This is a genomic window from Oligella sp. HMSC09E12, assembly GCF_001808505.1.
Taxonomy (GTDB): Bacteria; Pseudomonadota; Gammaproteobacteria; order Burkholderiales; family Burkholderiaceae_B; genus Oligella; species Oligella urethralis.
Window position 1 is genome coordinate 148,746 of the sequence record NZ_KV793615.1, and the last position, 26,365, is coordinate 175,110.

Consider the following 26,365-nt stretch of genomic DNA (forward strand, 5'->3'; position numbering starts at 1 on the left):
TCAATTGCTCGGGCTTCAAACGACAAGCGCAGTGATATAATAATCTATTAATTTTTAGTTTCACCTTCTTATTCTTAGTCACCGGCCTTTAGGGCTTGGCTTTTTCTAAAGAGTTTTAATGAGTAAAACCACAAAGCTTAAACTCACCCCCTTAGAGCGTAAAACAAGTAGCAGTCTGGCCTTGCTGTTTGCGGTTCGCATGTTGGGTCTTTTTCTTCTGACTCCGGTTTTTGCGGATGCGGCTAAAATCCTGATTGATGGTGATAATCCCTTGATGATTGGTATTGCTATCGGTGCTTATGGCTTGACTCAGTCCATTATGCAGATTCCTATGGGCTTATTGTCGGATAGTTTCGGTCGTCGTGCGGTGGTGATTTTCGGGATGCTGCTTTTTGTGATTGGCGGCATTGTTTGCGCCTTTGCTCCGAGCGTGACTTGGGTCGCGATTGGTCGGGGCATTCAGGGTTTCGGTGCGGTATCGGCGGCGATTACGGCTTGGATTGCCGATGCCACACGTCCTGAAGTGCGCTCACGTGCAATGGCGATGGTGGGCGCTTCCATCGGTTTAAGCTTTGCTGTTTCAATGGCGGTGTCGCCGCTTTTGGTGGAGTGGATTAATCTTTCCGGGCTCTTTTGGACGATCAGTGCTTTAGGTTTTTTATGCTTATTATTGGCGGTGTGGGTGGTGCCCGTCGTACCTCAAGAGCAGCAGGCAATTAATCGTTCCTTGAGCATGGTGGATGTGTTGTCTTCCAAAAGTTTATGGTTGTTAAATCTCTCGGTGTTTAGTCTGCACTTTGTGTTAATGGCTATTTTTGTGGTGCTGCCGCCGGCATTGATTCGGTTGGGTGATTTAAGTATCGGTCAGTTATGGCGTGTTTATTTACCGGTGATCGTGGTGGCTTTGTTTTTTATGGTGCCTGCAGTGATTTTGGTCGAAAAAAGGCGCGCTCATCGTGAGGCTATCGGTTTGACCCTGCTAGTCATTATTGTTGCGATGGGCATTATGATTTCCGGTATGTATAGCTTTGCAATTTTGGTTTTGGCCTTGTTGCTGTACTTTATTCCATTTAATATTTTAGAGGCTTTATTACCTTCGGCGGTTTCACGTACCTGTCCACCGGAGCATAAGGGCTTAGCCTTAGGGGTCTTTAATATGACCCAGGCCTTGGGTGTGGCAAGTGGCGGCTTGTTAGGCGGGCTGGTCGCAGCTAAGCTGGGTAGTATCAGTGTGTTTATTATGGCGATGATCTTATGTGCCATTTCTTACTTAGCGACTCGTCGAGTACAAATCAATTTTGTACAATAGGCTAATCATCATAGTGATAAAACTTGAGCGGGTAGGGCTTTTTAAGCTTATATACTCCAAATTAACGGATTTTTAAAGGATTTAAGAGCATGTCAGTGAATAAAGTGATTTTAGTCGGACGCTTGGGTGCGGACCCGGAGGTACGTGCGACGCCCAGTGGTGTTCAGGTGTGTAATTTGAGCATTGCCACTAATCACGTCGCTTACGATCGTGACGGCAATAAAAACGAGAGTACTGAATGGCATCGTGTGGTGTTCTTCGGACGTCAGGCCGAGGTGTGCGGGGAGTATTTACGTAAAGGCAGTCAGATTTATGTTGAGGGGCGCCTGCAAACCCGTAAGTACACGGATCGTGATGGGATTGAGCGCTATTCTACCGATGTGATCGGTGAGCGTATGCAGATGTTGGGTAGTCGTGATGAGGGTTTTGGCGGTACGGGTAGAACCGGACAAGGCCCGGACCATCCGTGGGACGGTGCAAATACAAGCAGCAGTCGCGGCGGCGGAGACGGCGGTTTTGTTGATAATACCCGCAGTATGCCTCCCGGTGGCCGCAGACAGAACCCGCCTCAGCAACCGTCACAACCGCAGCCTACAGGTGAGCAACCGTCAAGAGGCCCTGATTCATTTGATGATTTAGACGGTGATTTGCCCTTTTAATGCTTAACTTAATCGTAAGTGCGGAATCGCCGGTATTGCCCTGTAGCGTCCAGCGGTTTCCGCCTTGTCACAAGGGTGTCACACGTCTTTTTTAGAATTAAGGGATTCCTATTACCTTTTGGACTGCTATGTTTAAAAAAGCTTTATTCAGTGCCCTTGCACTTTCTGCCCTCTCTTTTGCTTCTGCTGCCCAAGCGCAGAATCTTGTTTTATACACTTCACAACCCGCCGCTGATGCGCAGATGACCGTTGAGGCTTTTGAAAAAGCCAATCCGGGCGTTAAGGTGGAGTGGGTGCGTGACGGTACCACGAAGCTGATGACGAAATTCCGTTCCGAATTGGCTGCCGGTGTGGTTAATCCGGATGTGTTATTAATTGCCGATAGCGTTACCCTGGAACAGCTTAAGTCCGAGGGCTTGTTACAGGCCTATGATGCAGCAGAAAAAAGCCATTACGACAGCTCTTTATTTGATGCGGAAGGCTATTATTACGGTACGAAGTTAATTACGACCGGTATTGCTTATCACCGTGATGCGGAGCAAAAGCCTAAATCTTGGAATGACCTTTTAAAGCCTGAGTATAAAAACTTAGCGGCGATGCCGAGCCCGCTATACTCCGGTGCCGCCTTAATTCATTTATCGACCTTAACGACTAATAAAGACTTCGGTTGGTCTTACTATGAAGGTTTAAAGAATAACGGCATGGCTGCACAGCAGGGTAATGGCAGTGTGATGACGGCGATTACCACGGGTGTTAAGCCTTACGGTGTTTTAGTTGACTATATGGCGATTCGTGAAAAGCTTAAAGGTGCGCCGATTGAGTTCGTATTTCCGGAAGAGGGCGTCAGTATGGTGACTGAGCCGGTGGCTATTCTTAAGGATGCGAAGCAGCCTGATTTAGCCCGCAAGTTTGTTGATTTCGTGCTGTCTGAAGAGGGACAGAAGCTGGTTTTACAACAGGGCTATTTACCTGCTCGTAACGGTATGAGCTCACCGGAGGGTTTCCCGGCACGCGATGATATCAAGCTGTTGCCTTTTGATGCCGCTCAAGCACTGAAAAATGCAGATGCCGATAAAGCGCAATTTGCGAAAATTTTTGAGTAACGTTATTTATCTTTTTAAGCCCAATCCTCATTATTGTGATGATTGGGCGTTTTGAATTTGATTGTCTTAAAGCGCGATGAATGTTCAGTTTTAGTCGTCGTTCAGCTTATCAACAAGGGAAACTGCCGCATCGCCTCGTCCTTGTATTGTTGTTGCTGATTGCAGTCCTCAGCGTCTTTCCTACCTTGCGTTTATTATTCCAAGCCCTAATGGATCTTAGCGCCGGTGAAAACTCGTCTTTTATTAAGGTTTTTAGCCAAAGCAACACGTGGCGGGCTTTTTGGAATAGTCTGTTGAGCTCCTTTCTGGCGATGTTGGTGTCGCTGTTTTTAGGTCTGACAGTCGCTTTTTTAATCAGTTTGACCGATATTCGCGGCAAAGCATGGTGGATTTTCTTATTTATGCTACCCATGATGCTGCCTCCACAAGTCATGGCACTCAGTTGGTTGCAATTGATGGGGCCAAATAGCGTGTTATTAAAGTCTATCGGCATGGCGCCTGCGCTCGGTAGTCCTCAGCCGCTGTATTCGTTGTGGGGAATTGTGCTTTTGATGGGGATTCAGCATGCGCCTTTGGTTTTTTTAATTTTGCGTGTGAATTTAGCGGCTTTACCCGCAGATTTAATGGAAGCGGCGCGTTTGAGCGGTGCCGGTCAGCGCGATCTGGTGTTTGATATGGTCTTGCCACTTTGTAAAAATGCCATTTGGGCGGCGGCAGCCATGAGCTTTATGTCGGGTTTGGGTAATTTCGGTATTCCGGCGATGCTGGGCATACCTGTGTCCTACTATGTGTTGCCCACTTTAATTTATCAAAAAATGTCCGACTTCGGTCAAGGCATGATTAATGAGGTTGCCAATTTGTCGCTTTTGGTCGCTTTATTAGCGGGTGTCGTGGTATGGGTGCAGCATCATTTTCAGTCTAAAATATTGATTAGCAATTTAAGCGCTCGTCCCTTTGTCTTTAAATTAGGTGCGGCGCGTGGATTAAGCGAGCTCTTGTTATTTATCACCTTATTGCTGATTTTGGTGGTGCCTTTATTGGCTTTGCTCAGCAGTTCTTTAGTGCCGGTGATGGGGGTGCCTTTAACTTTCGACAATTATACCTTTAAAAGTTATGAGCAGATTTTTATGTCACAAAGTGTGACTTGGCGCGCCTTTAAAAACAGCTTTGTGCTGTCGGTGGGAGCGGCTTTAGTGATTGCCGTGATGGCGATTTTGATTAGTTACTACTTTGTACGTCAGGAAAATCGCTTAACCCGCTTTGCCAATGCTTTGATGGATATGCCCTATGCCTTTCCCGGCGTGGTGCTGGCGATTGCCTGTATCTTGTTATTTGCAAAGCCTTTGCCTTTAATCAATTACACCTTATACGGTACTTTGTGGATTTTGTTTTTTGCTTATTTATCACGTTTTCTTTGTGTGGGATTTAAGCCGGTGCATAGTAGTATGTTGCAAATTGATGTGGCAATGGAGGAAGCGGCGCAATTGTGTGGTGCCACTTTTTGGCAGCGTTTGCGGGATATTGTGTTGCCCTTATCAGCACCGGCAGCCTTTGCCGGTTTTATCTTGGTTTTTCTGATAGCTTTTAATGAACTGACCGTCTCGGCCTTATTGTGGAGTGCGCGACGAGAAACCATCGGTGTGTTGATTTTTAATATGGAAGAAAGTGGCGAAGTGATTACGGCAGCGGCCGTTTCCGTTGTGGTTGTCGCTTTAGTGTTGATGTTAATGCTGGCTTTAAATTTAATGGCTAAGCGTTTACCGAAAGGAGTGATACCGTGGCAGAGTTAGTGTCCGGGCCCTTAGTGTTAGATAGACTCAGTAAATCCTTCGCAAACACTGCGGTGGTTAAGGATTTGAGTATACAAATTGAGGCCGGCGAGTTTGTGGCACTGTTGGGGCCGAGCGGTTGCGGTAAAACCACTGTCTTGCGTATGATTGCCGGTTTTGAAGCGCCGGATGAGGGCACGATCACGCTTGCCGGGGAATGTCTGTCTTCACCGCAAATACACAGACCGCCGGAACAACGTGAAATGAGCATGGTTTTTCAGTCCTATGCTTTGTGGCCACATAAAAATGTCGCGGATAATGTCGGCTATGCTTTGCGTTTAAAAAAAGTTCCGCGTGAGGAGTATCAACGTCGCGTTCAAGCCGCCCTTGCAGCGGTGAATATGCAGGCTTTTGCCGAGCGTATGCCGGCTCAATTAAGTGGTGGTCAGCGTCAACGTGTGGCCTTGGCGCGTTGTCTGATAGCCGAGCCCAAAGTGGTGTTATTGGATGAGCCGCTGGCAAATTTGGATCGGCATTTAAGAGATGCCATGGAGCGTAATTTCCGCGAGTTTCATCAGCGTACCGCTGCCAGCTTTATTTACGTGACGCACGATCAGGCGGAAGCCATGGCATTAGCCGATAAAATTGCCGTGATGCAGGCAGGTCGCATTGTGCAGTTTGCTACGCCCGAAGTCATTTATCAACAACCGGCAACGGAGTGGGTGGCGCGTTTTATCGGTCAGGGATCCATTTTGTATCTTTACAATCATAAAAGTCTTTACGCAGCGGATGCCTTAGTCAAATCACCAGGTGATGGGCAAGCGCCGACCGAGCGACTGTTAATCCGTCCACAGCATATCAGGTTGTTGTCGTCGATGGCGGCCAAAGCCCAAGCGCATTTGCCGGGTTCAGTGATTGAGCGAGTGTTTAAGGGTGAGCGCTATCAGTATCGTGTGGCCTTGGCAGGACAGCAGGAGCTCAGTTTTTATAGTGAAGAAAGGTTCGATTTAGGGCAAAACTTGGCTTTAAGCGTTGAGCATAGTCATGCGCTAAGCGCTTAAGCACTCAATGAGAGCTTTAAACAGCGGTGAGTTTTGACGGCGATTAGGGTAGTATAAATGATAGCTGTCACAGCTCACGACTTGATTTTTTAAAATCTCCACTATTTCGCCGCCGGCCGGCTCATGAGATAGACAGGCCTTTTTTGCTAAAAAGTGATTGTTAACGATTAGTCTGCCGGAAGGTGTATATTTAATTAATTTCTTTGTTTTAGGTGAGCGGAGTTCCCAGGCAAAAATACCCTCTGAGTTGGGCATTTGTAAGTATAAGCAGTTATGATTAGCCAATTCACTGAGGGTTTAGGGGGCTGTAGCGGCTTAGGTATTGTGGTGTGGCAACCAAGGCCAATTGCACATCGTCGACTGATTGTATAATCAATATTATTTTAATCAGTGGAGAAATTACCATGTCGATTCACCCGGAAGCGCAAGCGGTACTGGATTTTTGGTTAGATGAGGCTACCGCACCTTATTGGTTTGAGGTATCGGCCGATTTTGACCGTCAATTGACAGAGCGCTTCGGACAGCTGTTGAAGCGGGCGGCCCGGGGCGAGTTATATACTTGGCGCGATAGTGCTCTTGGTCGGGTGGCGGAAATTATTGTCCTCGATCAGTTCTCGCGTAATATTTATCGCGGCACGCCGGACGCGTTTAAACAAGACGGCATGGCGTTGGTTTTGGCGCAGCATCTGGTGGCGGATGCTGCGGCTTTTGCCGCTTTAGACAGCTCCTATCAAAAGTGGGTCCTGATGCCTTATATGCATTCGGAGTCCGCCCTAATTCACCAGGCAGCGATGCCTGTGTTTGAGGCTTTGGGTGACGAGTCTACCTTGGCATATGAGCTAATGCACCGAGATATTATTGAGCGTTTCAGTCGTTATCCGCATCGTAACGAAATCTTGGGGCGCACTTCAAGTGCGGAGGAGTCGGCCTTTTTAAAAGAGCCCAACTCCTCCTTTTAGTCGGGCAGATAGCGATTAGTAAGTCATGCTGTCGAGGTAGTCCGCAACGGCTTTTTTGGGTTCTAAGTCATTTTCTAAAATAACCCAAAGCAGCAGACGTGCCTTTTTAGGGCTTAAAAAGCCGGCCATGATAGCGCCGTGCTGTTGCAACTCCACCTCACCACCGGGGTAACCGTAGGTGCTAAAGGCGGTGGAGCCGGCGCCAGTGCCACGACACACTAAGATAGCTTTTAAATTAGCCCACTTACTAATCCAGCGCGCAATGACTGGGCTGACATGACCGGCTCCAACACCGGCGAAAACTATCCCATCAAAGCGCTCGCCGAGTGGGTCAAAGCTATCCTGCTGGGTTAAGAAATCACTTTCTTCGGCAAGGTGATTGGTCCACAATAAAACACGTTTTGAAGAGCAGCTAGGTTTATCAAAGAGCATGCGCTTAGGGGGCGCCGCAAAATACAAGGCTTTGCCTTCGACAATGGTGCCTGCTTGTGCGACCTCTGAAATAAAAGCTGCAGTGCTTAAACTATGCTGCTTTTGTACCCAACGCGCGTAGTGAATTTGTTCATTCATCACCACCAACACCCCACGATCTCGACTATTGGCACTCACCGCCACTTGGATGGAGCTAAGCAGGTTAGCCGGGCCGTCAGCAGATACCGTGGCGGCACCACGCATAGCGCCCATTAAAATCAGCGGTTCTGAGTGCGACCACAGTAGATCGAGTAAAAAGGCACTTTCTTCTAGGGTGTCAGTGCCTTGCGTCAGAATTACGCCGACGGCACCCTCGGCCACTTGGCGCTCGGCCCAAGCCAAGGCCGCCAATAAATCCTGAATGCCCAGATGAATACTAGCGACCTGATTCAATGCTTCGGCATGTACCTCGGCGAGCTCAGCCACACCAGGAATGGCGCGAATCAAATCGGCGGCAGTGAGCGTCGGCACAATGCCATCACTACTCGCGGCCGGTGTCATGCTGATGGTGCCGCCTAAAGAACCCACGGCGACTTTTGCTAAAGGCGTTGACATGCTTTACCCCTTACTATGTGAATACGGTCTACTTTGAGGCCTATTGTATAAGCGAACGCTTGCTATTGATCAAGGCGCTAGCTAATTTTGAAGAAAGTTCTCCAAAAACTAGGGTAAATGCCTAGGTGTAAGACAAAAACAATCGGCTAAGCTGTAATTCTCATATGCTTAGGGAAGGTGATTTGCATGAGGTGAGACTCAGCGAGATGAATTCATATTTGTAAATTTAAAATAACCTCATGTAGAATGACGCGGTGCCCGACATCCGTTTGGCATATTCCCATTTTTAAATCATAGGTATTCAATTTATTCTTGAGGAGGAAATTGAGATGATGTTTAGGTCAAGGAAGATGGCCAAAGCGTTACTTATGACCGGGGCATTGGCTATTAGTTCCGTAGCGACTGCCCAAGTTGACCAAGCCGTGCTTGACCGCGGTAAGGAAGTATCTGCGCTTTGCGTAGCCTGTCATATGGAGTCCGGTGCGGGCTCTAGTATACCGGGCGTTGAGTATAGACCCCGTCTTACCGGTTTAGATGCCGGCTATATACAGCATCAAGTCGAGTCATATAAAAATGGCACACGGGTTAATGTCAGCATGAAGCCTTTTGCTGATTTATTAACTGAGCAGCAGTTGCATGATGTTGCTCATTACTATGCATCCTTGCCAGCGGTTAAGGCCGAAGACTTTAAGGTTGAGGCGAGCGAGGAGACCCTGGCCTTAGGTGAGAAGTTGGTTTATCACGGTGACTGGAATCGCTATATCCCGGCCTGTGTGGCCTGTCATGGTGTCGATGCCTATGGTATCGGCAATACATTCCCTAATATTAACGGTCAAAATCCAGCGTATGTTAAAAAAGTCATTAATGACTGGAAGGAAGATAGCCGTACTAATGATCCTCTACACTTGATGTCACGCGTTGCTAAGCGTTTGACTGAGGCAGATATTGATGCGGTTGCAGCCTATTTGGCGTCTCAACCCGCAGCCAAAGAGGAAAAGAAATAGGGGGCCATGATGAAGAAATTATTATTAGCATTGAGTTTGGGTTTGGGCTTAGCAGTGACTGGTCCTGCGAGTGCTCAATTGACAAAAATGGCATCAGACTTGACGGATGAAGAGCGTCAGATGCTAAGAGAGCTATTGCCTGGTTTCCCGGAGCCTAAAGAGGGTGAGTTAGTGCATATCCCACCTACCATGGATGATTTGGAAGCGGCCGAGATGCACCCTAAGCTCAAAGAGGCCATCCGTTACGGTTATGATCTCTTTACCAATACGCAGCAGCTACGCGGTAAAAACGTTTTTAACGACATGAACTGTTCAAGCTGTCACGTAGGTGCGGGTTCTCGTCCCTTTGCTGGTCCGGTGTGGCCTGCGGTGGTGACCTTGCCTGATTTCCGTGGCAAAAACAATCACGTCAATAACTTTGAAGAGCGTTTGGCTGGCTGCTTTAGCTATTCAATGAACGGTAAGCCACCTGCCTACGGTAGTGATGAGATGGTTGCTTTAACCGCCTACCATCAGTGGTTAGCCAAGGGTGTGGGCATGTATCCTGATGCCAAGATTTACGGTCGTGGTTACCCACGTCCAGCAGCCTTACCTGAGGGTAGAGAGCCTGATCGCGTGCGTGGTAAGGAGCTTTACGCACAGAACTGTGCAGTCTGTCATGGCGAGGACGGTCAGGGTCAATTTACCGGTGACAAGGCCGTATTCCCACCGTTATGGGGTGATGGCTCGTATAACTGGGGTGCCGGTATTTCTCGCGTGTTCACCTTAGCAGGCTTTATTAAATACAATATGCCTTTAGGTGCAGCCCCGTTGATTGAGGACACGGATGCATGGGATATTGCTGCTTATGTGGACTCACAGGAGCGCCCACAGGATCCACGCTATACTGGTGATATCGCTGAAACTTTGGCATTGTACAAAGATACTTTCCACAAGCATACGCTGTATGGTCAGGAAATCGACGGCAAGGTCTTGGGTGACCATGATAACGTCGGTTACAAGGATTTCTTAAAGCCAGACGCGCTTAAGCCACGCTACTTTGGTAAAAAGCCCGAGGAAGCAGAAGCTAAGTAGTTTATGCTACAAATAGCAAGGATAACGACGTTTTGGGGCTTACCCTAGAACGTCGTTTTTTGTTAGCTTTTTGCGTTTAATTGGCTACTATAAGTAACATGCTATATAGCATCAGATTTAAAGAATCGTAAGTTTAAAGGAGCAGATGATGACTCAACCATTGACGAATGACGATGTAAAAAAAGCCGATTTATCTCAGGTGTTTCATTCGTGGTCAGTACAGGGTGCCTTAAACCCCTTAGCGATTAAGTCCGGCTTGGGGGTTAAGGTCTGGGATTTTGAGGGTAATGAGTACTTGGATTTCAGTAGCCAATTGATTAACACCAACGTCGGTCATCAGCATCCGCGTCTCATCAAAGCGATTCAGGCGCAGGCGGCAGAGTTGGCAACCATTGCACCGTCGCATGCCAATATCAGCCGTGCGCGTGCTGCCGAAGCCATTTTGAGCGTCGCTCCCAAGGGTTTTAAAAAGGTCTTTTTTACAAATGGCGGTGCGGATGCGGTAGAAAATGCCTTCCGTATGGCGCGAGTTTTTACCGGCAAGGATAAAATTCTGTCTCAATACCGTTCGTACCATGGCAATACCAGTGGTGCGATTCAAGCCACCGGTGAGCGCCGTCGCTTTAAAAACGAATATGCGCATAGCTTTGTGCATTTTTTTGGTCCTCATCTATATCGTAGTGATTTTTGGTCCACCGGCGAGGAGCAGGAATGTGAGCGTGCCTTACAGCATTTGCGTCGAGTGATTGAGTCCGAGGATCCTAGCAATATTGCGGCCATTATTTTGGAGGGTTTGCCGGGCAGTGTGGGCGTGATTGTGCCGCCTCAAGGCTATTTTGAGGGCGTGCGTCAGCTCTGTGATGAATTCGGTATTATGCTGATTATGGATGAGGTGATGTCTGGTTTCGGTCGTACCGGTAGATGGTTTGCTCACCAGCATGCTGATGTTCGTCCTGATTTAATCACTATCGCCAAGGGCGTCAATTCAGGCTATGTGCCCGTGGGTGGCGTGATTATCTCTGAGGCGATTAGTGATTATTTTGACGATAAAATGTTCCCAGGCGGTTTGACTTATTCGGGACACCCCTTGGCGATGGGTTCGATTATTGAAAATATTGCAATTATGAAGGATGAAAACTTAGTTGAGCATGCCGATCGTCTTGGTCGTGAGGTGTTGGGCCCCGGCTTAAAAGCCTTGGCCGAAAAGCATCAGATCGTGGGTGATGTGCGTGGTCGCGGCTTATTCTGGGCGATTGAGTTAGTTACTGATCGTGAAAGTAAAAGCACACCGTCTGCAGCCGCAATGAATGAGATCAAAGGCGCCTTACTCGCTAAGGGCATGTTGCCGATGCTGACTGATAATCGTATCCATGTGGCGCCGCCTTTGGTGGTGAGTGAAGAGCAACTTAAAACGGCGCTGGCTATTTATGATGCCGCTCTGGGTGAGGCCAGTTTTTAAGAGAGATAAGCTTTTAGCTCTTTAGTGGTATTTTCTGCAAACAATTGGTACACCTCTTGAGCAACAAAACCGAAGTGTGCAGACATCAAGACATTGTCAAGCGAATAAAAGGGGTGGTCGCTTGGCAAAGGCTCTATCTCGAAAACATCAGTGGCATAAAAAATCATGTTTTCTTTTAGTGTTGTTAATAATGCCTCTGTATTGATGAGCTCAGCTCTTGATGTATTAACTAAAATAGCGTTTCTTTTTAGTAAAGATAAGTGTTGAGCATTTAATATATGACGAGTCGTTTCGCTTAAAACCAAATGGATGCTGATAACGTCAGAGTTACTTAGTAGGCTTTCTAGGCTGACTGCTTCTACACCATGCTCTGCAGCCCGTTCAGGAGTCATATTAGGACTCCAACAAACCACGTTCATACCAAAGGCTTTAGCTACAGAAGCGACTTTTTGGCCAATACTTCCCAGACCTATAATTCCTAATTGCTTACCTCTCAGGGTAGGTGGAATGAATGCTGGCTGCTTGTCAGCATATTGGCGCCATAGCGGTTGAGCTTGACCTATTCTAAGTTTATCCAGTTGCTTAAAGGAGGCTAAGATTAAAGTCCAGGCAAGCTCACAAGTGGAAGACTTTGAGTCTCCTCCCTTGGCAAACGAGATACTTATGCCGGCCTTTTCTACCGCTTCAGAGTCCAAGTTACGTACTTGATTGCCGGTACAAATAATGTGTTTTAAATGAGGGGCGTGATCGATAAAGTGTTGGTTAACCGCAGTTCGTTCGCGCAGGAGGATAATTACTTCAGCTTCTGCGATCGCTGCATATAGCTTGTCATCCATGAGGGTTTGTTGATAAACCTTAAAATCAATGGTATCTCCGAAAGTAGAGCAGTCTATATTTGACGTAAAGAAGTTTTCCCAGTCATCCGGCATGACGATTTTTGTTTTGTGCATAGTTAGCTCCGTATAAGGACTTATAATGGTCTAAGTGTGACATCGTTTTGGCTTAAAATATACCTTTATTTGTCGATTAGCAAGCTGATGTTTGCCTTAGTTTGATGGAGCAAGCTTCATGACTTGCTTCGGCATTTTTTCTATGTGATGGTGGTTTATGAGGATCTTCCTGGTTGAGGATGAGCATGACTTAGCCCATTGGCTAACTAAGGGCTTACAACAGAAGAGTGACTGGATAGTAGAGTGGTCTAGTGATGGCGCCGTAGCTTTTAAAAGACTAGGTGTTGAGGATTTTGACGTAATCATCTTAGATTTAGGCTTGCCTGGAATCGATGGTGTGAGTTTAATTAAAAAGATTCGCGAGGAAGAGATTTATACACCTATTTTGATACTTACTGCGCGTGACACTTTGACTCAGCGAGTGGAGACGCTAGAGTTAGGTGCTGATGATTTTTTGGCTAAACCCTTTAGTATAGAGGAGTTAAAGGCGCGTCTTCTTGCGCTTGTTAGGCGTAGTCGGGGACTAGAAAAACAGGGTTTGTCTTTAGGTAATTTAAAATTGGATCTAAGTAGCCACCAATTTACGCTTGATGGGGAGCCATTAGCGTTAACACCTCGTGAGTTGGCTGTTCTAAGAGCATTAATGTTAAAAAGTGGCGAACCTATTTCTAAGCAGTTTATTCTTGACCGACTCATCGATGCGGATAGTGATCTTAGTCTTGAGGCGATTGAGGTCATTATTCACCGTTTACGGAAAAAGTTGATTTCAACCTCTGTTGAGATTACTACCTTACGTGGTATTGGTTACTGCTTACAAAAAGTTGACTGTGACTAGGAACTTAGGTGATGAAGAGAGCTAGTCGTCTGTTCTATGAATAATTTGCGTCAATCACTTCTTACATACTTAAGTGAGAGTAGCTTTAAAAGCTTGTTGCTTTGGCTATTATTGCCGTCTTCATTGTGTGTGATGGCGTTTACTGTATGGAGTTCAATTGCGAATATAGACGAGCATGTTAATAAAGCATTTGACCGTTCTTTAGCTGGTGCTCTTTATGCTATTTCTAAAAATATGCACTATGAGAGTGGTGGAATTAGCATGGAACAGCCTTTTTATATGTTGGAGTTGCTAGAACTAACAACAAGTAGTAAGGTTTATTTTAGAGTTATTAGCAGTGATGGTTTAACTGAAATCGGTTATGTTGATTTGCCGACACCGCAGGAAAAGCTAGAGTTTAACATCCCATATTTTGACTATGGAGTCTACTTAGATGAACCTGTCAGGGTTGCTAGTATGCTTGTGGAAATGCCTTTAATTCTAGAAAACCGCTCAGTTTCATCGTTATTGATTCAAGTCGCAGAAACACAAGAAGATCGGAATCGGGGAATACAGCAATTTATGTGGGAAACCATTTTAAGCAATGTCATCATTTTATTATTGCTTGTGGTTTTTATTTATCTTGCCGTTGTTTTAACTTCTTCTTTATTAAAAACAGCATCAAAAAATATCGAGAATCGGCGTTTAGATGATTTACGTCCTCTGGATGAAAATCTTTTACCACGTGAAATGCGGCCTTTAACAACAGCTATTAATAGCCATATTGAGCGTTATGCTAAAAAAGCTGAGCAACAAAGAGTTTTTCTTAATGATGCATCGCATCAGTTGCGCACACCTTTGTCCGTAATACATACTCAATTAGAGTATGCCGAAAGTTTGACTGACTCCCCTGAGCTACAGGAAGTATTAGGGGCAGCTAAAAGTCGCCTACAACAGACTGTAAATTTAACCAATCAGTTTCTAAGCTTGGCCAGGGTACAGAGCTCAGCTGGAGAATATGGCAATCCAGAAGAGTATGCAGTGCTTGAGTTAAACGATTTAACTGAGCAGGTAGTGTCCGATAATGTGATGATGGCTATTAAAAAGAAAATGGATTATGGTTTTGAATCTACACCGTATCCAATTGAAATCAGAGGTATAGACTGGTTAATACGTGAGGCACTGAGTAATTTGATCACGAATGCAATTCGTTATTGTCCTAAAGCTTCAACAATCACAGTCTCAGTGATTGATAGTGCCTCTGAAGTCATGATACAGCTAAATGATAATGGACCTGTATGAGTGAGCATGATTTAGCTGGCGCAGGTAAGCGATTTAGACGGGGGCAGGAAGGCAAGAAGCAGGACGGCTTTGGTTTAGGTCTGTCAATTGTGCAGAGTGTGATGGAAGTGCATCAGGGGCGTTTTGAAATTTTTAATAATACAGACGGACCAGGTTTGTGTGCGCATTTGATTTTTAATAAGACACTAGATAAATAACTAAAAGGTGGCTACTTTTCAAAAGGAACGCTGGGTTAATTGAGTGTTTTCCCTATAATTTTCCATTTTGAAAGCTAATCGAAAGCTTTTGAAAGTTATTGTAAGAGCATACCAAAGTCTTATTATTAAACACTCTTTTAAGGAGCAGCTATGCGTTTAGCTAAAAAGTTATCCACTCTTTTATTGGCTTCTGGCTTGTTGTTTGCAGCTAATGTTGTGCAGGCGCAAGAGCCGAATCGTCCGGAGTGCATTGCACCGGCCCAGCCCGGTGGCGGTTTTGATTTAACCTGTCGCATTGCGGTTAATAGCTTTCAGAACAGTGATCTGTTAAAAAATCCGATGCGTACCGTCTATATGCCGGGTGGTATCGGTGCGGTAGCGTATAACAATATCGTTGCCCAGCGCCGCAATGATCCTAATGCGATCGTTGCTTTTTCAGGGGGTTCTTTACTGAATCTAGCTCAAGGTAAGTTCGGTCGCTACGGGGTAGATGATGTGCGTTGGTTGGCCAGCGTGGGCGCTGACTATGGTGCCTTAATGGTGCGTCAGGATTCGCCGTTTAAAAACCTTGACGATCTTATTAAAGCGCTGAAAGCCGATCCGAGTAAAGTCGTCTTTGGAGCCGGCGGTTCTGTAGGTAGTCAGGACTGGATGGTAGTTGCTTTAACAGCAAAAGCAGCTGAGGTGGATTATAAGAAAATTCGTTTTGTTGCCTTTGAAGGTGGTGGCGAAGCGGCGACTGCATTAACGGGTAACCACGTGCAAGTTTTATCGACCGGTGCTGCTGAAACCATTGGTGCCATTGAGGGTGGCTCAGATATGCGTGTGATAGCTGTATTTAGCGAAGATCGTCTACCAGGTGTTTTAGAAGATGTGCCGACAGCGAAAGAGCTAGGTTACGATATTGTATGGTCTATTGTGCGCGGTTTCTATGTCGGACCTGATGTGAGCGATGAGCAATATGATTGGTGGGTCAACGCCTTTAACCAGTTATACAAAACTGATACCTTTAAGGAAATTCAGAAACAACAGGGTTTATTCTCGCATGATGTAGCTGGTAAAGAGCTAGATAGCTATGTTAAGCAGCGTGTTAAAGAATACGCTGAATTAGCAGAAAGTTTTGGCTTAATGAAGTAGTCCTTCTAATAAGTCCTCCAATCTATTAACTACAGCGACTTTGACATAGAGCCATAGTGATTCTTTGAGCTATGGCTCAGTTGTCATCTCAATCATCATTCGCTGTGAGGGAAATTAAGATGAAACTAACTGATCGCACCCTCGGCATTGCGGCGATTCTGTTTGCCGTGTTTTTGGGTGTCTTTGGCTATGATTTGGAACCGCCATTTTCATATGAGCCCATTGGACCCAAAGCCTTTCCTTTATTGATTGCTGTGATTATGGCAATCTGCGGCTTGATTCTCACTGTCAAAGGGGGTAATGAAGCTGAAGCCAATAGTCGTCGTGCCAATTTTCGTATTATGGCGATGGTAGCCTATATTGTGCTCTACGCTTTCTTTTTTCAAATCTTGGGTTTTATTGTAGCGACGTCGTTGATGGTCGTTTTTGTGGGTAAGCTATTTGGTGCTACTTGGATAAAGGCAATTATCGGTGGTGTACTGATGGGCATTCTTTTCTTTTTGTTATTTGACAAGGGCTTAGATGTGGTCTTACCGCAAGGCATCTTAAGAGGTGTGTTATGAGTAGCGTGTTAGAACATTTAAGTATGGGAATGGGGGTTGCCTTTTCCGCCATTAACCTATTAATTGCTGCAGTTGGTGCGTTTATCGGTACGATTGTTGGTGTATTGCCGGGTTTAGGTCCGATTAATGCAGTGGCGATGTTGGTACCTATCGCCTTTGCGATGCAGTTACCGCCTGAGAGTGCTTTGATTTTATTGGCTGCCGTTTATGTGGGGGCGGAGTATGGTGGGCGTATTTCGTCAATTCTGATTAATGTGCCGGGCGAGGCTGCTGCTTTGATGACCACCTTAGATGGTTACCCCTTGGCGCGCAAAGGGATGGCGAGTGTGGCCTTATCGCTTTCTGCCTGGGCATCTTTTATCGGTTCGACGCTGGCAATTATTGGGGTCTTGTTTTTGGCTCCGGCGTTAGCTAAATGGGCGGTTGCATTCGGCCCAGCTGAATATTTTGTCTTAATGGTTTTCGCTTTTTGTGCTTTAACCAGCTTATTGGGCGATCAACCTGTTAAAGGGATCATTGCGGCACTCACCGGTTTAGCTATTTCTACCGTGGGTGTGGATGCTAACTCGGGTGTTTATCGTTATACCTTTGATATCACCAATCTATCTGATGGTATTGATTTTGTGGTGGTCGTGATTGGCTTATTTGCAGTTTCGGAAATGCTGCAAATGCTCGAAAAACTTCTGAAAGGGCAGTCGATTAGTGTGCCTAAGAGTCAACGCAAGTTATTTAACTTTGCCGAATTAAAGTTAACTTGGTGGACCTCTGTGCGTAGTGGGGTTATGGGTTTTGTCATCGGTGTATTACCGGGGGCGGGTGCCAGTGTAGCTTCAGCCGTTGCTTACTCAACAGAGAAAAAATATGTTGAGGGTCGTGATACAAAGGCACAGTTTGGTGAAGGTGATTTACGTGGCTTGGCAGCACCTGAGGCGGCAAATAATGCGGCAGCAACAGGCTCCTTTATCCCAATGTTGACGCTGGGTGTGCCTGGTTCGGGTACCACCGCTGTGATGATGGGTGCGTTAACGCTGTATAACATTAGCCCGGGTCCAGCGCTCTTTGACTATCAGCCGCAGATTGTTTGGGGTCTAATTGCCTCTCTTTTTATTGCTAACTTAATGTTGTTGGCGATGAATATTCCCTTAGTTCGTGTGTTTGCGGCAATGCTTAATATCCCTTCATGGCTATTAGTACCGGGTATTTTGGCGATTAGTTTTATCGGGGTTTGGGCATTAAACGGCACCACCTTTGATTTATATTTGGTGGTGATTATTGGCATTATCGGTTATTTCTTCCGTAAGCTTGATGTGCCATTGGCTCCTTTGGTACTTGGTGTTGTACTGGGTAATTTGATGGAGCAAAACCTACGTCGCGCATTATCTATTAGTAATGGCGAGCTAGGCATATTATTCCAAAGCAATATCACAATTGTGTTGTGGATTTTAGCAGTCGCCGTGCTCACCGTGCCGCCATTGCTACGTCGTTGGATTGGGGGCAGAAAGGCTCCAGCCAACTAGGCGGGTGCTGTTAAGCGCTTCGTTCTAGGCACTTAGGAAAAAAGGCGCTAGCATATAATCGCTAGTGCCTTTTAACGATCGCTCAACTTAGGGTGATGTCGTGCGCAGTTTTTCTACGGTCAATAATATTTCAACCATTCAGCTTGTGTTATGGCTAAACAAATATTTTTTGGTTTTTTAGTTGCTCTTGCAGGCGCATTAATTGCGGTCGCGGTAGGTACGCCAATTCCCTGGTTATTAGGTTCGCTGATTTTTACCGCGCTTTTTAAGATTAATGGCGCCAAGATTCAATCGCATGTCGGCTTCAGAAAAATTGGTCAGTGGATTGTAGGCATTGCGCTGGGACTGCATTTTACGCCAGCCACCGTTGAGATTATTAAAAGTCTGTCAGTGTATATCATTGCAGGCTGCCTTTTCGCAGTGTTTATTGCATGGATAGGTGCCTTTATTCTGTACAAATTAGGGAGGGTGGACTTTGCTACCGCCTATTTTGGTAGTACCGTCGGCGGTGCTAGTGAGATGGTAGTGTTAGCCGAAAAAAATGGTTCAAGCAATATTCCCCTCGTTGCCTCAGCGCATAGCTTACGCGTTTTAATTATTGTGATCTTAATCCCTTTTACATATCAGTTTTTAGGGCTTAAAGGCGATGTCACGACGGCGGCGCAGTTGGCTCAGTATAGCTATGTAGGACTGTTGAAGCTGTTGCTATTAACCGGGATTGTTTGCTTTATTTTGGACAGGCTAGATGCGCCCAATGCCATGATGTTAGGTGGTATTTCAGTGACGGCTTTACTGACGGCAAATGATATTGTCTTCACGCATTTACAGCCGGAAATTCAACATATGGGGCAGATGCTGTTAGGCTGGGCCTTAGGCAGTAACTATAGGCCGGGCTTTTTTAAACAGGCGCCGCAGTTTTTAGGTGCGGTTAGCTTAATGACTATTATCTACTTGCTGCTGGCGTTTATTTTTTGTGTATTTGTCGCTAAGCTGTCTGGTATTTACTTTCCTACCGCTGTGCTGGCCATGAGTCCCGGTGGCTTAGCCGAGATGGCAATTACTGCCAAGGTGTTGATGTTAGGTGCACCGCTGGTGACGAGTTTTCAAGTTAGTCGCTTAGTCTTTGTGTTATTGACGGTGGGACCAAGCTATCGTGTCGTGACTAAGTATTTAACCAGAAAGGGTATGCTGTGAACGCCAAACAAAAAGGAGAGCTTTCGCTCTCCTTAGGCTTAGACTGATTAATGAGGATCGTTATTACTTTCTTTGGCGTATTTTAATAAGGCCCCCAATCGATAAAAGGCATGAACAAACTTGCCGAAAGGCATTGTGATAAATAGGGTCAAAATAACGCTTAGGTGAATAATGAGTAGACTTGGCATGGCCGCTGTTTCACGCCAAAGCATCAACGCCAAGCCAGTGACTGCCGTGATAAATAATAAGGCAATAAAGGCATAGTCCATTCCCATTTGACGAATATCTTTGATATTTTTATCAGCTTTGGTCTTAAGTACGAATAAACCTGCCGTACCGATAGCTAAGGCAATCCCACCCACAGTACCTAGGATTTTTGGCACACTGAAAAAGGCATATGGTGCAACCAATCCGAATAAATAATGCATGATCGTGCCACTCACCGTCGCTGCAAAGCAGAGCATAAAACCGTAAAAGGTAAAGTGATGGAAGTAACGACGCCATGGCGAGATGTTGTCATCCGGATAGGTACAGCCGGTTTTGATGTTGCCGTGCAAATACTTCATGCTTAGGGCATCACCAAGTGCTTGCTTGATATGTACACCTTTAAATAGCGACTTGGTGTCGGGTTCAATATCGGCAAGGTAGTTTTTAAAGCCAAGCAAAATTGCTATTAGCATCCACGCAAAAGCAGTGCCAAAGACGATGACCAAGAAGTTGTGTGGAAAAATCGAGTAAAAATCACCGTTAATGACAGTTGACGTACTTAGGCCAGATGCTGCAAAAAATAAAACGATTAACAGCACCATAAATAGCAAACTCGCAATTAAGCCGTTTTTTGCAAATAATTTGCCGATACCCTTAGGCCAAGCATATTCGGTATAAGTGCTTAAGCGAAGTTGAGCGAGTTGCTGAGGGATATTCACCTGAAACTCATGCGGTGGCGCGTACTGACAGGCATAGAAGCATTCACTGCAGTTATGGCAAAGGTTTGCTAGGTAATGCATATCCGCATTGCTGAAGTCTAAGCGCTTTTCCATGGCCGGGAATACGGCACAGAAACCTTCACAATAGCGACAGGAATTACAAATGCCAATGGAGTGTTTGGACTCCTCAAGTAGTTTTTCAAGCGTTAGCATGTTTAGCAGCCTCCTTACCTGCAATTCTTCCGAAAACTGTACCGATAGCCATCCCGAAACCAGCGACATAGCCTTGAGTTAATATATTGCCGGCCATAATTTCACCGGCAGCAAAGACGTTATCCGCCATGGTGCCATCTGCCATCGTGATGCGTGCATCTTTTTCTACTTTGACACCCATGTAGGTAAAGGTAATGCCAGTTGCTAGGGGATAAGCATAAAAGGGGCCATCCTCAATGGTGGTAGCCCAATGCGTTTTATTGATCGCCAAGCCTTCGGTGCGACAGTCATCAAGCACACTATGATTAAAGGTACCGGGTTGAACGGCGGCGTTAAATTCACGAATGGTTTTTAATGACTGCTCTTTAGGTAAGCCGAGCTTGTCAATCAGCCCCTCCAGGGTATCTGCTTTAATGGATTTAAACACCGAGGGCATAAAACGACCAATTGATTTTTGATCAATAATTGAATAAGCCACTTGATCCGGTTGTTTGGCAACTAAGCGCCCCCAAATAGCATAGCGTTTAGGCCAGAAATCTTCACCTTCATCATAAAAACGTTCGCCGTTTTTATTAAGCACAATACCTAGCGATACACAATCTACCCGGGTGACGATACCGCCATCATATAGCGGTGAGCGAGCATCAATGGCAACCGCATGTCCTTGGGTGGGATCGCCAATAATCATGGCGTTATTGCGCATTAACTCCTTTAGCATACGCCCTTGATTAAAGCGGGTTCCACGAATCAGGAAGTTTTTGGCAGCAGGTCCCCACGCCTCTTCAAGCCATTCACGATTTGATTCAAAGCCGCCGGCAGCGATCACAAAAGATTTGGCACGCATCAGCTTTTCTTGCCCGTCGTGCAAGACAGTAATAGAATCACAGCGGTTGGCTTCAAAGTTTAAACGAATGCATTCGGTTTCGTAGAAAATGTCGATTTTTTCTTTTTCTACGGCTTTAAAATAGGCATTGACCAAGGCTTTACCACCGCCGAGGAAGAAGGCATTGGTACGACCTAAGTGCAGGGTGCCACCAAGCGAGGGTTGGAAACGTACGCCGTTTTTCTTCATCCAAGCCGTGGCGTCCACGGTTGAGCGAATCACAAAACGTGCCATATCCTCATTGGTTTGTCCACCCGTAACACGCCAAACATCTTCAAAAAACTCGTCTTCCGTATAACTGTCCGTCAACACATCGGTCGGTTCGTTGTGCATACAACGTAGGTTACGCGTGTGGCTGCTGTTACCGCCGCGCCAGGCCTTAGGCGCACTTTCGATTAAGGCAATTCTTTGAGCGCCTTGCTCTTTAGCGCTTAAAGCGGCGCATAAGGCGGCATTACCCCCTCCAATGACAATGACATCATAAAGTTGATTCATATCGGCTTAGTCCATTTCCTCGATTAAAAATACAAATGTATGCAACTGTGTCCATCAAAAATTGATTGTACCTGAATTTTGTATTCATTTGTATACATTAGTTTTTGAATGTCGTTTTTATATATAATAAAGAAGCTTTTACAGTGCGAATCACGACAGTTTTTTTTAATAGCGATGACAACAGCCAAATCAGTTCAAAAAAATGCAGCGAAGACTAAGCCTGCGCTCAAAAAGACGCCGTCCATAGAGACATTTGAGGAGGATAATAAGCAGCGCGGAACCACGTCGGCGCAACAAGCTTATCAATATGTGATTCAGGGCTTGGAGCAAGGTCGCTTGGAACCTGGTACCAGGATACGCGAGACGGAATTAGCCGAACAGCTTGGCATCAGCAGAACACCCGTGCGTGAGGCCTTGAATCGTTTAGTGAGCGAGGGCTTGGTGAGTAATGATCCACATCGTGGCATGATTATTACTGAATTGGATCAGGCCTTGGTAGGGGAGTTGTATGAAATGCGTGCAGTGTTGGAGAGCACGGCTGCTTCCTTAGCGGCCAAGCATGCAAGTGATGTAGAGATTAACTTATTAAGAAGTTTGATGGAAGCCGATAGGGCAATGACGGATCCGATTGAGATAGCGAATAATAATCGTATGTTTCATCAGGTGTTATACCAATGTGGGCATAATCGCTTTTTATTAAAAAGCTTGCAAGCCTTACAAAATTCCATGCTGTTGTTAGGTCATAGCACCTTAACTGAAAGGGGGCGACCAGATGAGGCGCGCAATGAGCATGAGGCGATTGTAAAGGCACTGGAAGCACGAGATCCTGAGGCGGCAGCGGAAGCCGCTAAAAAGCATATTAACGAAGCGTATAAAACTCGCTTAAGCCGCTTCCTGTTTAATAAAGCTTATGACTAAGCTTTTAATCACAGGTGGAGGCGGGCAGTTAGGGCAGGCATTTGCCGCCTATCAGCGCACACCAGTGCAAAGGCACGCTATCGAGATGATGGTGTTAACACGTGCGGAGTTAGATATCACCTCGGCGGCATCGATTCAAACGGCGCTACAGCATTCTCAAGCAAAGCTTGTGATTAATGCGGCCGCTTATACGGATGTGGCGAGGGCGGAGCTGGAGCCGGACAAAGCCTATGCAGTGAATGTGGAGGGGGCGGCCTTATTGGCTGCGCACTGTGCTGCTGCTGACGTGGATTTGATACAGCTATCCACTGATTATGTGTTTGATGGGACTAAGGGGGCACCTTATGAAGTCACTGATCAGGTAAATCCACTGAATGTTTATGGTCACAGCAAAGTAGCCGCTGAAAAGGCAGTGATGCAGGAGCACCCTCAAGCGATCATTGTTAGAACAGCGTGGCTTTATAGTGAGTTTGGGCATAATTTTCAGACCAAGCTCTTAAGCGCAGCTAACAGCGGTCTGCGCTTAAGGGTAGTGGACGATGAGTGGGGTACACCGACGAGGGCCAGTGATTTAGTGCGTTTTTTAATGCGCTTAAGTGAGAATTTGGTGCCTTATCGTGGCCAGCGGATGCACTTTGCCGGCGAACAGGTGATGAGCCGGTGGGAATTGGCACAGCAAATCGTAGTCGAGGCCTTTGAGCGTGGAGAGTTAGCAATGCTACCCCAGATTGAGGCAGTGAAAACGACCACGCAGGCAAAGGGGGTCAAGCGACCCCTTAACAGTGCCTTAAATAGCTCGCTACTAAGCCGTGATGGCGCCTAGCCATGCGGCCGCAATTAGTAGCACCCCAGTGGCAACATTGGCTCTAAATAAATAAAAGCTGCGCTCGGGTTTATTGATATCAAAAATCACTAATTGCCATACAAAATGCGCAGCAATCACTGCCATGATGACAAAGTAGCCCCAACCCATGGCCATTGAGTAGCCGGCCCAGAGCCAACAGACCATGGTCAGGAGATAAAAGCTACTTAGCCAATAAATACCCTGCTCACCAAAGCGAATTGCGGTGGATTTTAAGCCCAGTTTTAAGTCATCTTTGATATCGGTATAGGCATACATTGTGTCATAGCCGATTTGCCAGGCCACCGCCCCAGCCCACATAAGCCAAGCGGCGAGTGGTACGGTATTGGTGGTGTCGGACCAGGCCATTAACATGCCCCAGTTAAAGGCGGCCCCTAGCACGGCTTGTGGCCAATGGGTAAAGCGCTTACAAAGTGGATAGATAATGACTAGAGGGACCAGTGCCAAGGCCATCCATCGACTGTAGCTATTAATAAAAAATAGCAAAGCGGCTGCCACGGCAAATTGAGCGAATAAGAAAATGACGGCTTGCTTGAGCGTGATGGCGCCGCTAGTTAAAGGACGAAAACGGGTGCGTTCCACATGCTTATCAAAATCACGATCCCAAATATCATTGATGGTGCAGCCCACACTGCGCATCAATAAGGCACCTAGTGCAAAGATAAATAATCGAAACAAGTCCGGGAAACCGCCTGCGGCCTGAAACAGTGCAGCAATACAGGGCAACAGTGTGAGCCAGGTACCTACGGGGCGATCCAAGCGGGCAATACGCGCATAGGGACGCCATGAGGCTGGTAGATAGTGCTCTACCCAGTCATTGTGACGGATATCATTTAAATCGGCTTGGCTGCTAGAATGCTTCACTGCTACTTACACTTAAGATTGTTACCAGCTGCTATTGTAAGCAATTACGCTAGCCTGATGAATACCCTAGGGGCTGATTAAGGAATTAATGCTTAAAATTAGTCTGTCGTCTAGTAGTTTAGAAAGTTTAGGAGGTCGATATGCGAATTCAATTTGATAAAGCAGCCTTATTAATTGTGGATGTACAGGACAGCTTGTTACCCTATATTCATCAGGCTGAACAGATGCATGCGAAGGTGTTGTGGCTTTGTAAGTTAGCTGAGTATTTAAAACTGCCGACTGTGATTAGTGAGCATTGTGTGGATAAAATTGGCGGCACCAATCAGGCGGTGTCTGCGGCTGCCGCAGGCGCTCAGGTTTTTCAAAAACGTAGTTTCTCCGCCGTGCGTGATGGCTTGGTTGAGCGCACCTTATTAAAAGATAAAGCACATGTGATTGTCTGTGGTATGGAGTCTCATGTGTGCGTATTACAAACGTGTTTGGATTTGCTTGCTAAAGGCAAAACCGTTTACCTAGTGCGTGACGCAGTCTCTTCGCGTAAGCGCAGCAATATCAAATTAGCAATGGCACGCCTTAGACAAGCGGGGGCGATTGTTGTGAGTACGGAAATGGTGGCTTTTGAGTTGATGGCTAGTGCGGATCATCCTAGCTTCTCGTCGGTCTTAAAGCAGTTGATTAAGTAGTTTGTTGTGCTTGAGCAAGTGTTTGCTCGATAACAACTTGCCTCAATTGCATTTGACTTATAATTGAGTTCCTTGACAGTCTATCGTTTTTACAGTCTCAATTTAAGTTTTCTTTATGGCGCTTCATCCACCTTCTGTGACCGAGCTACTCGTTTATCAATCCAGGCTTCCCTGTCCGCGGCTGAAAATTTATGCCGAGCTCAGTGTTTTTCTGTTGGGCTTTTTGTGCTTGATTATTCCTAGTGGCTATTCCTATGGTGCGACGCTGTTATTCGTGGGCGGTCTTTATACCTTATTCACTCATTGGCGAGCCTTGCCGTTGGACCGCTATGATAAGTTGATTCTAGGCGCGGTGCTATTGTTTGGCGTGCAGGGCCTTGTTAGTTGGCTAATCCATGGCTTTGATGGGGATGTGGATAAGTTGTCGCGCTTTATTTTAGCGATCCCTGTGTTTTTTCTGATTTATAGGGCACGTCCCTCGCTCCATGCTTTGTGGTTGGGTTTGGCGTTTGGCGTCTTAGGGGCCTTGCTGTTGGCGCTCTATCAGCGTCTGATTTTAGGTGAGCTGCGGGCGGATGGCTTTAGCAATGCAATTCAATTCGGTAATTTGGCCATGCTGATGGGGATGTTGTGTTTAGCCGGTTTGGCTTGGGCTCATTCCTTAAGTAGGCATCGACGTAAGATGTTGGTGTTACTTAGCTTGGCCGCAGTGGCCGGCGTGATCACCTCAGCTTTATCCGGAAGCCGTGGCGGTTGGCTTGGATTACCCATAATTTTAGTGGTGATCTTTGTGGCCTATTATGCGATTTTTTCATTGCGGGCCAAGCTATTGGTGTTGCTCTGTGTGGTGTTGGGTGGATTTTTCTTACTCAGTAACCCGCATATCGGGGTCAAGCAGCGTATTGCGGAGGCTTATCATGAGATCGCTTTGTTCCAAGACGGTACGGTGCAGACCTCCGTTGGTTATCGTTTGGAAATGTGGCGTGGGGCCATAAAATTAGCGCAGGAAAAACCCCTTTTCGGCTGGGGCGATGAAGGCTATCAAGAGGGGATGCAGCAATTACGCGAAACTAATCAAATACGCGGTCGTGCCGATCTCTTTACGCATGCCCACAATGAGTTTATTGATCGCTTAGCCAAGCAGGGTATTACCGGGTTGATAGCATTGATTCTCTTATATCAAGTACCGCTCTGGACCTTTGCTAGCGCTAAGCGAACGGCACATTTGCCGACGCGGGCGGTGGCCATGGCAGGGATTCTTTTGTCACTGTGTTATTTTGATTTTGGACTAACACAGGCCTTTCTAAGGCATAACAACGGTTTGATGGTGTATGTATGCTATATGATGGTGATTGCAGCTTATTTTAAAGTGATGCGCTTTGAACAAGCAAAGATCAGCAGTTAGTGACATTAATCCCATAGAG

General features: G+C 46.2%; 25 protein-coding genes. 20 read left to right on the forward strand and 5 right to left on the reverse strand.

All coding sequences use genetic code 11. The annotated features are described in order from the left end of the window. Window positions 1-118: 118 nt before the first annotated feature. The 6 genes from HMPREF3179_RS10785 to HMPREF3179_RS10815 all read left to right on the forward strand — a co-directional run bounded on the left by HMPREF3179_RS10785 (window position 119) and on the right by HMPREF3179_RS10815 (window position 6,860). On the forward strand, window positions 119-1,309 hold the full coding sequence (locus HMPREF3179_RS10785; protein ID WP_036556923.1) for an MFS transporter: 1,191 nt from the start codon (window positions 119-121) through the stop codon (window positions 1,307-1,309). A gap of 89 nt (window positions 1,310-1,398) precedes the next feature. Then, window positions 1,399-1,968, forward strand: a complete 570-nt coding sequence (locus HMPREF3179_RS10790) for a single-stranded DNA-binding protein (RefSeq protein ID WP_036556921.1) — start codon at window positions 1,399-1,401, stop codon at window positions 1,966-1,968. A 128-nt stretch (window positions 1,969-2,096) separates the two neighbouring features. Further along, complete coding sequence (locus tag HMPREF3179_RS10795) at window positions 2,097-3,071, forward strand: ABC transporter substrate-binding protein (protein ID WP_036556919.1); 975 nt, start codon at window positions 2,097-2,099, stop codon at window positions 3,069-3,071. A gap of 80 nt (window positions 3,072-3,151) precedes the next feature. Then, window positions 3,152-4,861 (forward strand): ABC transporter permease, encoded by a 1,710-nt coding sequence (locus HMPREF3179_RS10800; protein ID WP_036556917.1) that lies wholly within the window; start codon window positions 3,152-3,154, stop codon window positions 4,859-4,861. Continuing rightward, window positions 4,849-5,901: an ABC transporter ATP-binding protein gene (locus HMPREF3179_RS10805; protein WP_081941443.1), complete on the forward strand. Its 1,053-nt coding sequence runs from the start codon at window positions 4,849-4,851 to the stop codon at window positions 5,899-5,901. Before HMPREF3179_RS10800 ends, HMPREF3179_RS10805 begins: the two co-directional genes overlap by 13 nt. Window positions 5,902-6,305: 404 nt before the next feature. Continuing rightward, window positions 6,306-6,860 (forward strand): DUF924 family protein, encoded by a 555-nt coding sequence (locus HMPREF3179_RS10815; protein ID WP_070471186.1) that lies wholly within the window; start codon window positions 6,306-6,308, stop codon window positions 6,858-6,860. 15 nt (window positions 6,861-6,875) lie between these two features. Here HMPREF3179_RS10815 and HMPREF3179_RS10820 read toward each other — a convergent pair whose 3' ends face one another. Continuing rightward, the gene (locus HMPREF3179_RS10820) at window positions 6,876-7,886 is read right to left on the reverse strand and encodes an asparaginase (protein WP_070471188.1); all 1,011 of its coding nucleotides are present in this window, start codon (window positions 7,884-7,886) and stop codon (window positions 6,876-6,878) included. 329 nt (window positions 7,887-8,215) lie between these two features. Between HMPREF3179_RS10820 and HMPREF3179_RS10825 the strand changes: the two genes are divergently transcribed. The 3 genes from HMPREF3179_RS10825 to HMPREF3179_RS10835 all read left to right on the forward strand — a co-directional run bounded on the left by HMPREF3179_RS10825 (window position 8,216) and on the right by HMPREF3179_RS10835 (window position 11,423). Continuing rightward, window positions 8,216-8,890 carry a c-type cytochrome gene (locus HMPREF3179_RS10825; protein WP_246824453.1) on the forward strand — a complete coding sequence of 225 codons (675 nt, stop codon included), beginning with the start codon at window positions 8,216-8,218 and terminating at the stop codon, window positions 8,888-8,890. A gap of 6 nt (window positions 8,891-8,896) precedes the next feature. Further along, a complete protein-coding gene (locus HMPREF3179_RS10830; protein ID WP_036556906.1) occupies window positions 8,897-9,964 on the forward strand; it encodes a c-type cytochrome in 1,068 nt (355 codons plus the stop codon). Window positions 9,965-10,109: 145 nt separating this feature from the next. After that, entirely contained in the window at window positions 10,110-11,423 is a 1,314-nt protein-coding gene (locus tag HMPREF3179_RS10835) for an aspartate aminotransferase family protein (RefSeq protein WP_246824454.1), read from the forward strand. On the opposite strand, the gene HMPREF3179_RS10840 is transcribed toward HMPREF3179_RS10835, so the two are convergent. After that, window positions 11,420-12,373 carry an NAD(P)-dependent oxidoreductase gene (locus tag HMPREF3179_RS10840; RefSeq protein ID WP_070471194.1) on the reverse strand — a complete coding sequence of 318 codons (954 nt, stop codon included), beginning with the start codon at window positions 12,371-12,373 and terminating at the stop codon, window positions 11,420-11,422. The genes HMPREF3179_RS10835 and HMPREF3179_RS10840 overlap by 4 nt on opposite strands. 157 nt (window positions 12,374-12,530) lie before the next feature. Between HMPREF3179_RS10840 and HMPREF3179_RS10845 the strand changes: the two genes are divergently transcribed. The 7 genes from HMPREF3179_RS10845 (at window position 12,531) to HMPREF3179_RS10875 (ending at window position 19,097) form a co-directional block, all read left to right on the forward strand. After that, window positions 12,531-13,208: a response regulator gene (locus HMPREF3179_RS10845; RefSeq protein ID WP_070471196.1), complete on the forward strand. Its 678-nt coding sequence runs from the start codon at window positions 12,531-12,533 to the stop codon at window positions 13,206-13,208. A 36-nt stretch (window positions 13,209-13,244) separates the two neighbouring features. Then, the gene (locus HMPREF3179_RS10850; RefSeq protein WP_070471198.1) at window positions 13,245-14,489 is read left to right on the forward strand and encodes a sensor histidine kinase; all 1,245 of its coding nucleotides are present in this window, start codon (window positions 13,245-13,247) and stop codon (window positions 14,487-14,489) included. Next, window positions 14,486-14,686: an ATP-binding protein gene (locus HMPREF3179_RS10855; RefSeq protein ID WP_070471200.1), complete on the forward strand. Its 201-nt coding sequence runs from the start codon at window positions 14,486-14,488 to the stop codon at window positions 14,684-14,686. The genes HMPREF3179_RS10850 and HMPREF3179_RS10855 overlap by 4 nt, the downstream gene beginning before the upstream one ends. A 150-nt stretch (window positions 14,687-14,836) precedes the next feature. After that, complete coding sequence (locus HMPREF3179_RS10860; RefSeq protein WP_070471201.1) at window positions 14,837-15,823, forward strand: Bug family tripartite tricarboxylate transporter substrate binding protein; 987 nt, start codon at window positions 14,837-14,839, stop codon at window positions 15,821-15,823. A 119-nt stretch (window positions 15,824-15,942) separates the two neighbouring features. Next, window positions 15,943-16,386, forward strand: a complete 444-nt coding sequence (locus HMPREF3179_RS10865; protein ID WP_083290760.1) for a tripartite tricarboxylate transporter TctB family protein — start codon at window positions 15,943-15,945, stop codon at window positions 16,384-16,386. Continuing rightward, a complete protein-coding gene (locus HMPREF3179_RS10870) occupies window positions 16,383-17,903 on the forward strand; it encodes a tripartite tricarboxylate transporter permease (RefSeq protein ID WP_070471205.1) in 1,521 nt (506 codons plus the stop codon). The genes HMPREF3179_RS10865 and HMPREF3179_RS10870 overlap by 4 nt, the downstream gene beginning before the upstream one ends. Before the next feature lie 150 nt (window positions 17,904-18,053). Beyond that, the gene (locus HMPREF3179_RS10875) at window positions 18,054-19,097 is read left to right on the forward strand and encodes an AbrB family transcriptional regulator (RefSeq protein WP_070471207.1); all 1,044 of its coding nucleotides are present in this window, start codon (window positions 18,054-18,056) and stop codon (window positions 19,095-19,097) included. 47 nt (window positions 19,098-19,144) lie between these two features. Here the strand turns inward: HMPREF3179_RS10875 and tcuB are convergent, their stop codons facing one another. Further along, a complete protein-coding gene (tcuB, locus tag HMPREF3179_RS10880) occupies window positions 19,145-20,236 on the reverse strand; it encodes a tricarballylate utilization 4Fe-4S protein TcuB (protein ID WP_070471209.1) in 1,092 nt (363 codons plus the stop codon). Next, window positions 20,223-21,614: an FAD-dependent tricarballylate dehydrogenase TcuA gene (tcuA, locus tag HMPREF3179_RS10885; RefSeq protein ID WP_070471210.1), complete on the reverse strand. Its 1,392-nt coding sequence runs from the start codon at window positions 21,612-21,614 to the stop codon at window positions 20,223-20,225. The genes tcuB and tcuA overlap by 14 nt, the downstream gene beginning before the upstream one ends. 174 nt (window positions 21,615-21,788) lie before the next feature. Here tcuA and HMPREF3179_RS10890 point away from each other — a divergent pair, with 174 nt between their 5' ends. Together HMPREF3179_RS10890 and rfbD are read left to right on the forward strand one after the other, a co-directional pair. After that, on the forward strand, window positions 21,789-22,532 hold the full coding sequence (locus HMPREF3179_RS10890; protein ID WP_036556883.1) for a GntR family transcriptional regulator: 744 nt from the start codon (window positions 21,789-21,791) through the stop codon (window positions 22,530-22,532). Continuing rightward, a complete protein-coding gene (gene rfbD / locus HMPREF3179_RS10895; protein WP_070471212.1) occupies window positions 22,525-23,355 on the forward strand; it encodes a dTDP-4-dehydrorhamnose reductase in 831 nt (276 codons plus the stop codon). Before HMPREF3179_RS10890 ends, rfbD begins: the two co-directional genes overlap by 8 nt. On the opposite strand, the gene ubiA is transcribed toward rfbD, so the two are convergent. Further along, window positions 23,335-24,258: a 4-hydroxybenzoate octaprenyltransferase gene (ubiA, locus tag HMPREF3179_RS10900; protein WP_070471214.1), complete on the reverse strand. Its 924-nt coding sequence runs from the start codon at window positions 24,256-24,258 to the stop codon at window positions 23,335-23,337. The genes rfbD and ubiA overlap by 21 nt on opposite strands. Before the next feature lie 140 nt (window positions 24,259-24,398). Here ubiA and HMPREF3179_RS10905 point away from each other — a divergent pair, with 140 nt between their 5' ends. Continuing rightward, window positions 24,399-24,941: an isochorismatase family protein gene (locus HMPREF3179_RS10905; protein ID WP_018025465.1), complete on the forward strand. Its 543-nt coding sequence runs from the start codon at window positions 24,399-24,401 to the stop codon at window positions 24,939-24,941. Window positions 24,942-25,056: 115 nt separating this feature from the next. Further along, window positions 25,057-26,346 carry an O-antigen ligase family protein gene (locus HMPREF3179_RS10910; protein ID WP_083290761.1) on the forward strand — a complete coding sequence of 430 codons (1,290 nt, stop codon included), beginning with the start codon at window positions 25,057-25,059 and terminating at the stop codon, window positions 26,344-26,346. The last annotated feature ends 19 nt before the right edge of the window (window positions 26,347-26,365 follow it).

Excerpts from the sequence above, each read along its gene's own strand:
- HMPREF3179_RS10855 (WP_070471200.1), top strand. The coding sequence starts at position 14,486 with ATGAGTGAGCATGATTTAGCTGGCGCAGGTAAGCGATTTAGACGGGGG.
- HMPREF3179_RS10845 (WP_070471196.1), top strand. The coding sequence starts at position 12,531 with ATGAGGATCTTCCTGGTTGAGGATGAGCATGACTTAGCCCATTGGCTA.
- HMPREF3179_RS10800 (WP_036556917.1), top strand. The coding sequence starts at position 3,152 with ATGTTCAGTTTTAGTCGTCGTTCAGCTTATCAACAAGGGAAACTGCCG.
- HMPREF3179_RS10835 (WP_246824454.1), top strand. The coding sequence starts at position 10,110 with ATGATGACTCAACCATTGACGAATGACGATGTAAAAAAAGCCGATTTA.
- HMPREF3179_RS10905 (WP_018025465.1), top strand. The coding sequence starts at position 24,399 with ATGCGAATTCAATTTGATAAAGCAGCCTTATTAATTGTGGATGTACAG.
- HMPREF3179_RS10790 (WP_036556921.1), top strand. The coding sequence starts at position 1,399 with ATGTCAGTGAATAAAGTGATTTTAGTCGGACGCTTGGGTGCGGACCCG.
- HMPREF3179_RS10840 (WP_070471194.1), bottom strand. The coding sequence starts at position 12,373 with ATGCACAAAACAAAAATCGTCATGCCGGATGACTGGGAAAACTTCTTT.
- HMPREF3179_RS10860 (WP_070471201.1), top strand. The coding sequence starts at position 14,837 with ATGCGTTTAGCTAAAAAGTTATCCACTCTTTTATTGGCTTCTGGCTTG.
- HMPREF3179_RS10865 (WP_083290760.1), top strand. The coding sequence starts at position 15,943 with ATGAAACTAACTGATCGCACCCTCGGCATTGCGGCGATTCTGTTTGCC.
- HMPREF3179_RS10820 (WP_070471188.1), bottom strand. The coding sequence starts at position 7,886 with ATGTCAACGCCTTTAGCAAAAGTCGCCGTGGGTTCTTTAGGCGGCACC.
- HMPREF3179_RS10815 (WP_070471186.1), top strand. The coding sequence starts at position 6,306 with ATGTCGATTCACCCGGAAGCGCAAGCGGTACTGGATTTTTGGTTAGAT.
- HMPREF3179_RS10785 (WP_036556923.1), top strand. The coding sequence starts at position 119 with ATGAGTAAAACCACAAAGCTTAAACTCACCCCCTTAGAGCGTAAAACA.
- HMPREF3179_RS10875 (WP_070471207.1), top strand. The coding sequence starts at position 18,054 with ATGGCTAAACAAATATTTTTTGGTTTTTTAGTTGCTCTTGCAGGCGCA.
- rfbD (WP_070471212.1), top strand. The coding sequence starts at position 22,525 with ATGACTAAGCTTTTAATCACAGGTGGAGGCGGGCAGTTAGGGCAGGCA.
- HMPREF3179_RS10890 (WP_036556883.1), top strand. The coding sequence starts at position 21,789 with ATGACAACAGCCAAATCAGTTCAAAAAAATGCAGCGAAGACTAAGCCT.
- HMPREF3179_RS10830 (WP_036556906.1), top strand. The coding sequence starts at position 8,897 with ATGATGAAGAAATTATTATTAGCATTGAGTTTGGGTTTGGGCTTAGCA.
- HMPREF3179_RS10850 (WP_070471198.1), top strand. The coding sequence starts at position 13,245 with ATGAATAATTTGCGTCAATCACTTCTTACATACTTAAGTGAGAGTAGC.
- HMPREF3179_RS10825 (WP_246824453.1), top strand. The coding sequence starts at position 8,216 with ATGATGTTTAGGTCAAGGAAGATGGCCAAAGCGTTACTTATGACCGGG.
- HMPREF3179_RS10870 (WP_070471205.1), top strand. The coding sequence starts at position 16,383 with ATGAGTAGCGTGTTAGAACATTTAAGTATGGGAATGGGGGTTGCCTTT.
- tcuA (WP_070471210.1), bottom strand. The coding sequence starts at position 21,614 with ATGAATCAACTTTATGATGTCATTGTCATTGGAGGGGGTAATGCCGCC.
- tcuB (WP_070471209.1), bottom strand. The coding sequence starts at position 20,236 with ATGCTAACGCTTGAAAAACTACTTGAGGAGTCCAAACACTCCATTGGC.
- HMPREF3179_RS10795 (WP_036556919.1), top strand. The coding sequence starts at position 2,097 with ATGTTTAAAAAAGCTTTATTCAGTGCCCTTGCACTTTCTGCCCTCTCT.
- HMPREF3179_RS10910 (WP_083290761.1), top strand. The coding sequence starts at position 25,057 with ATGGCGCTTCATCCACCTTCTGTGACCGAGCTACTCGTTTATCAATCC.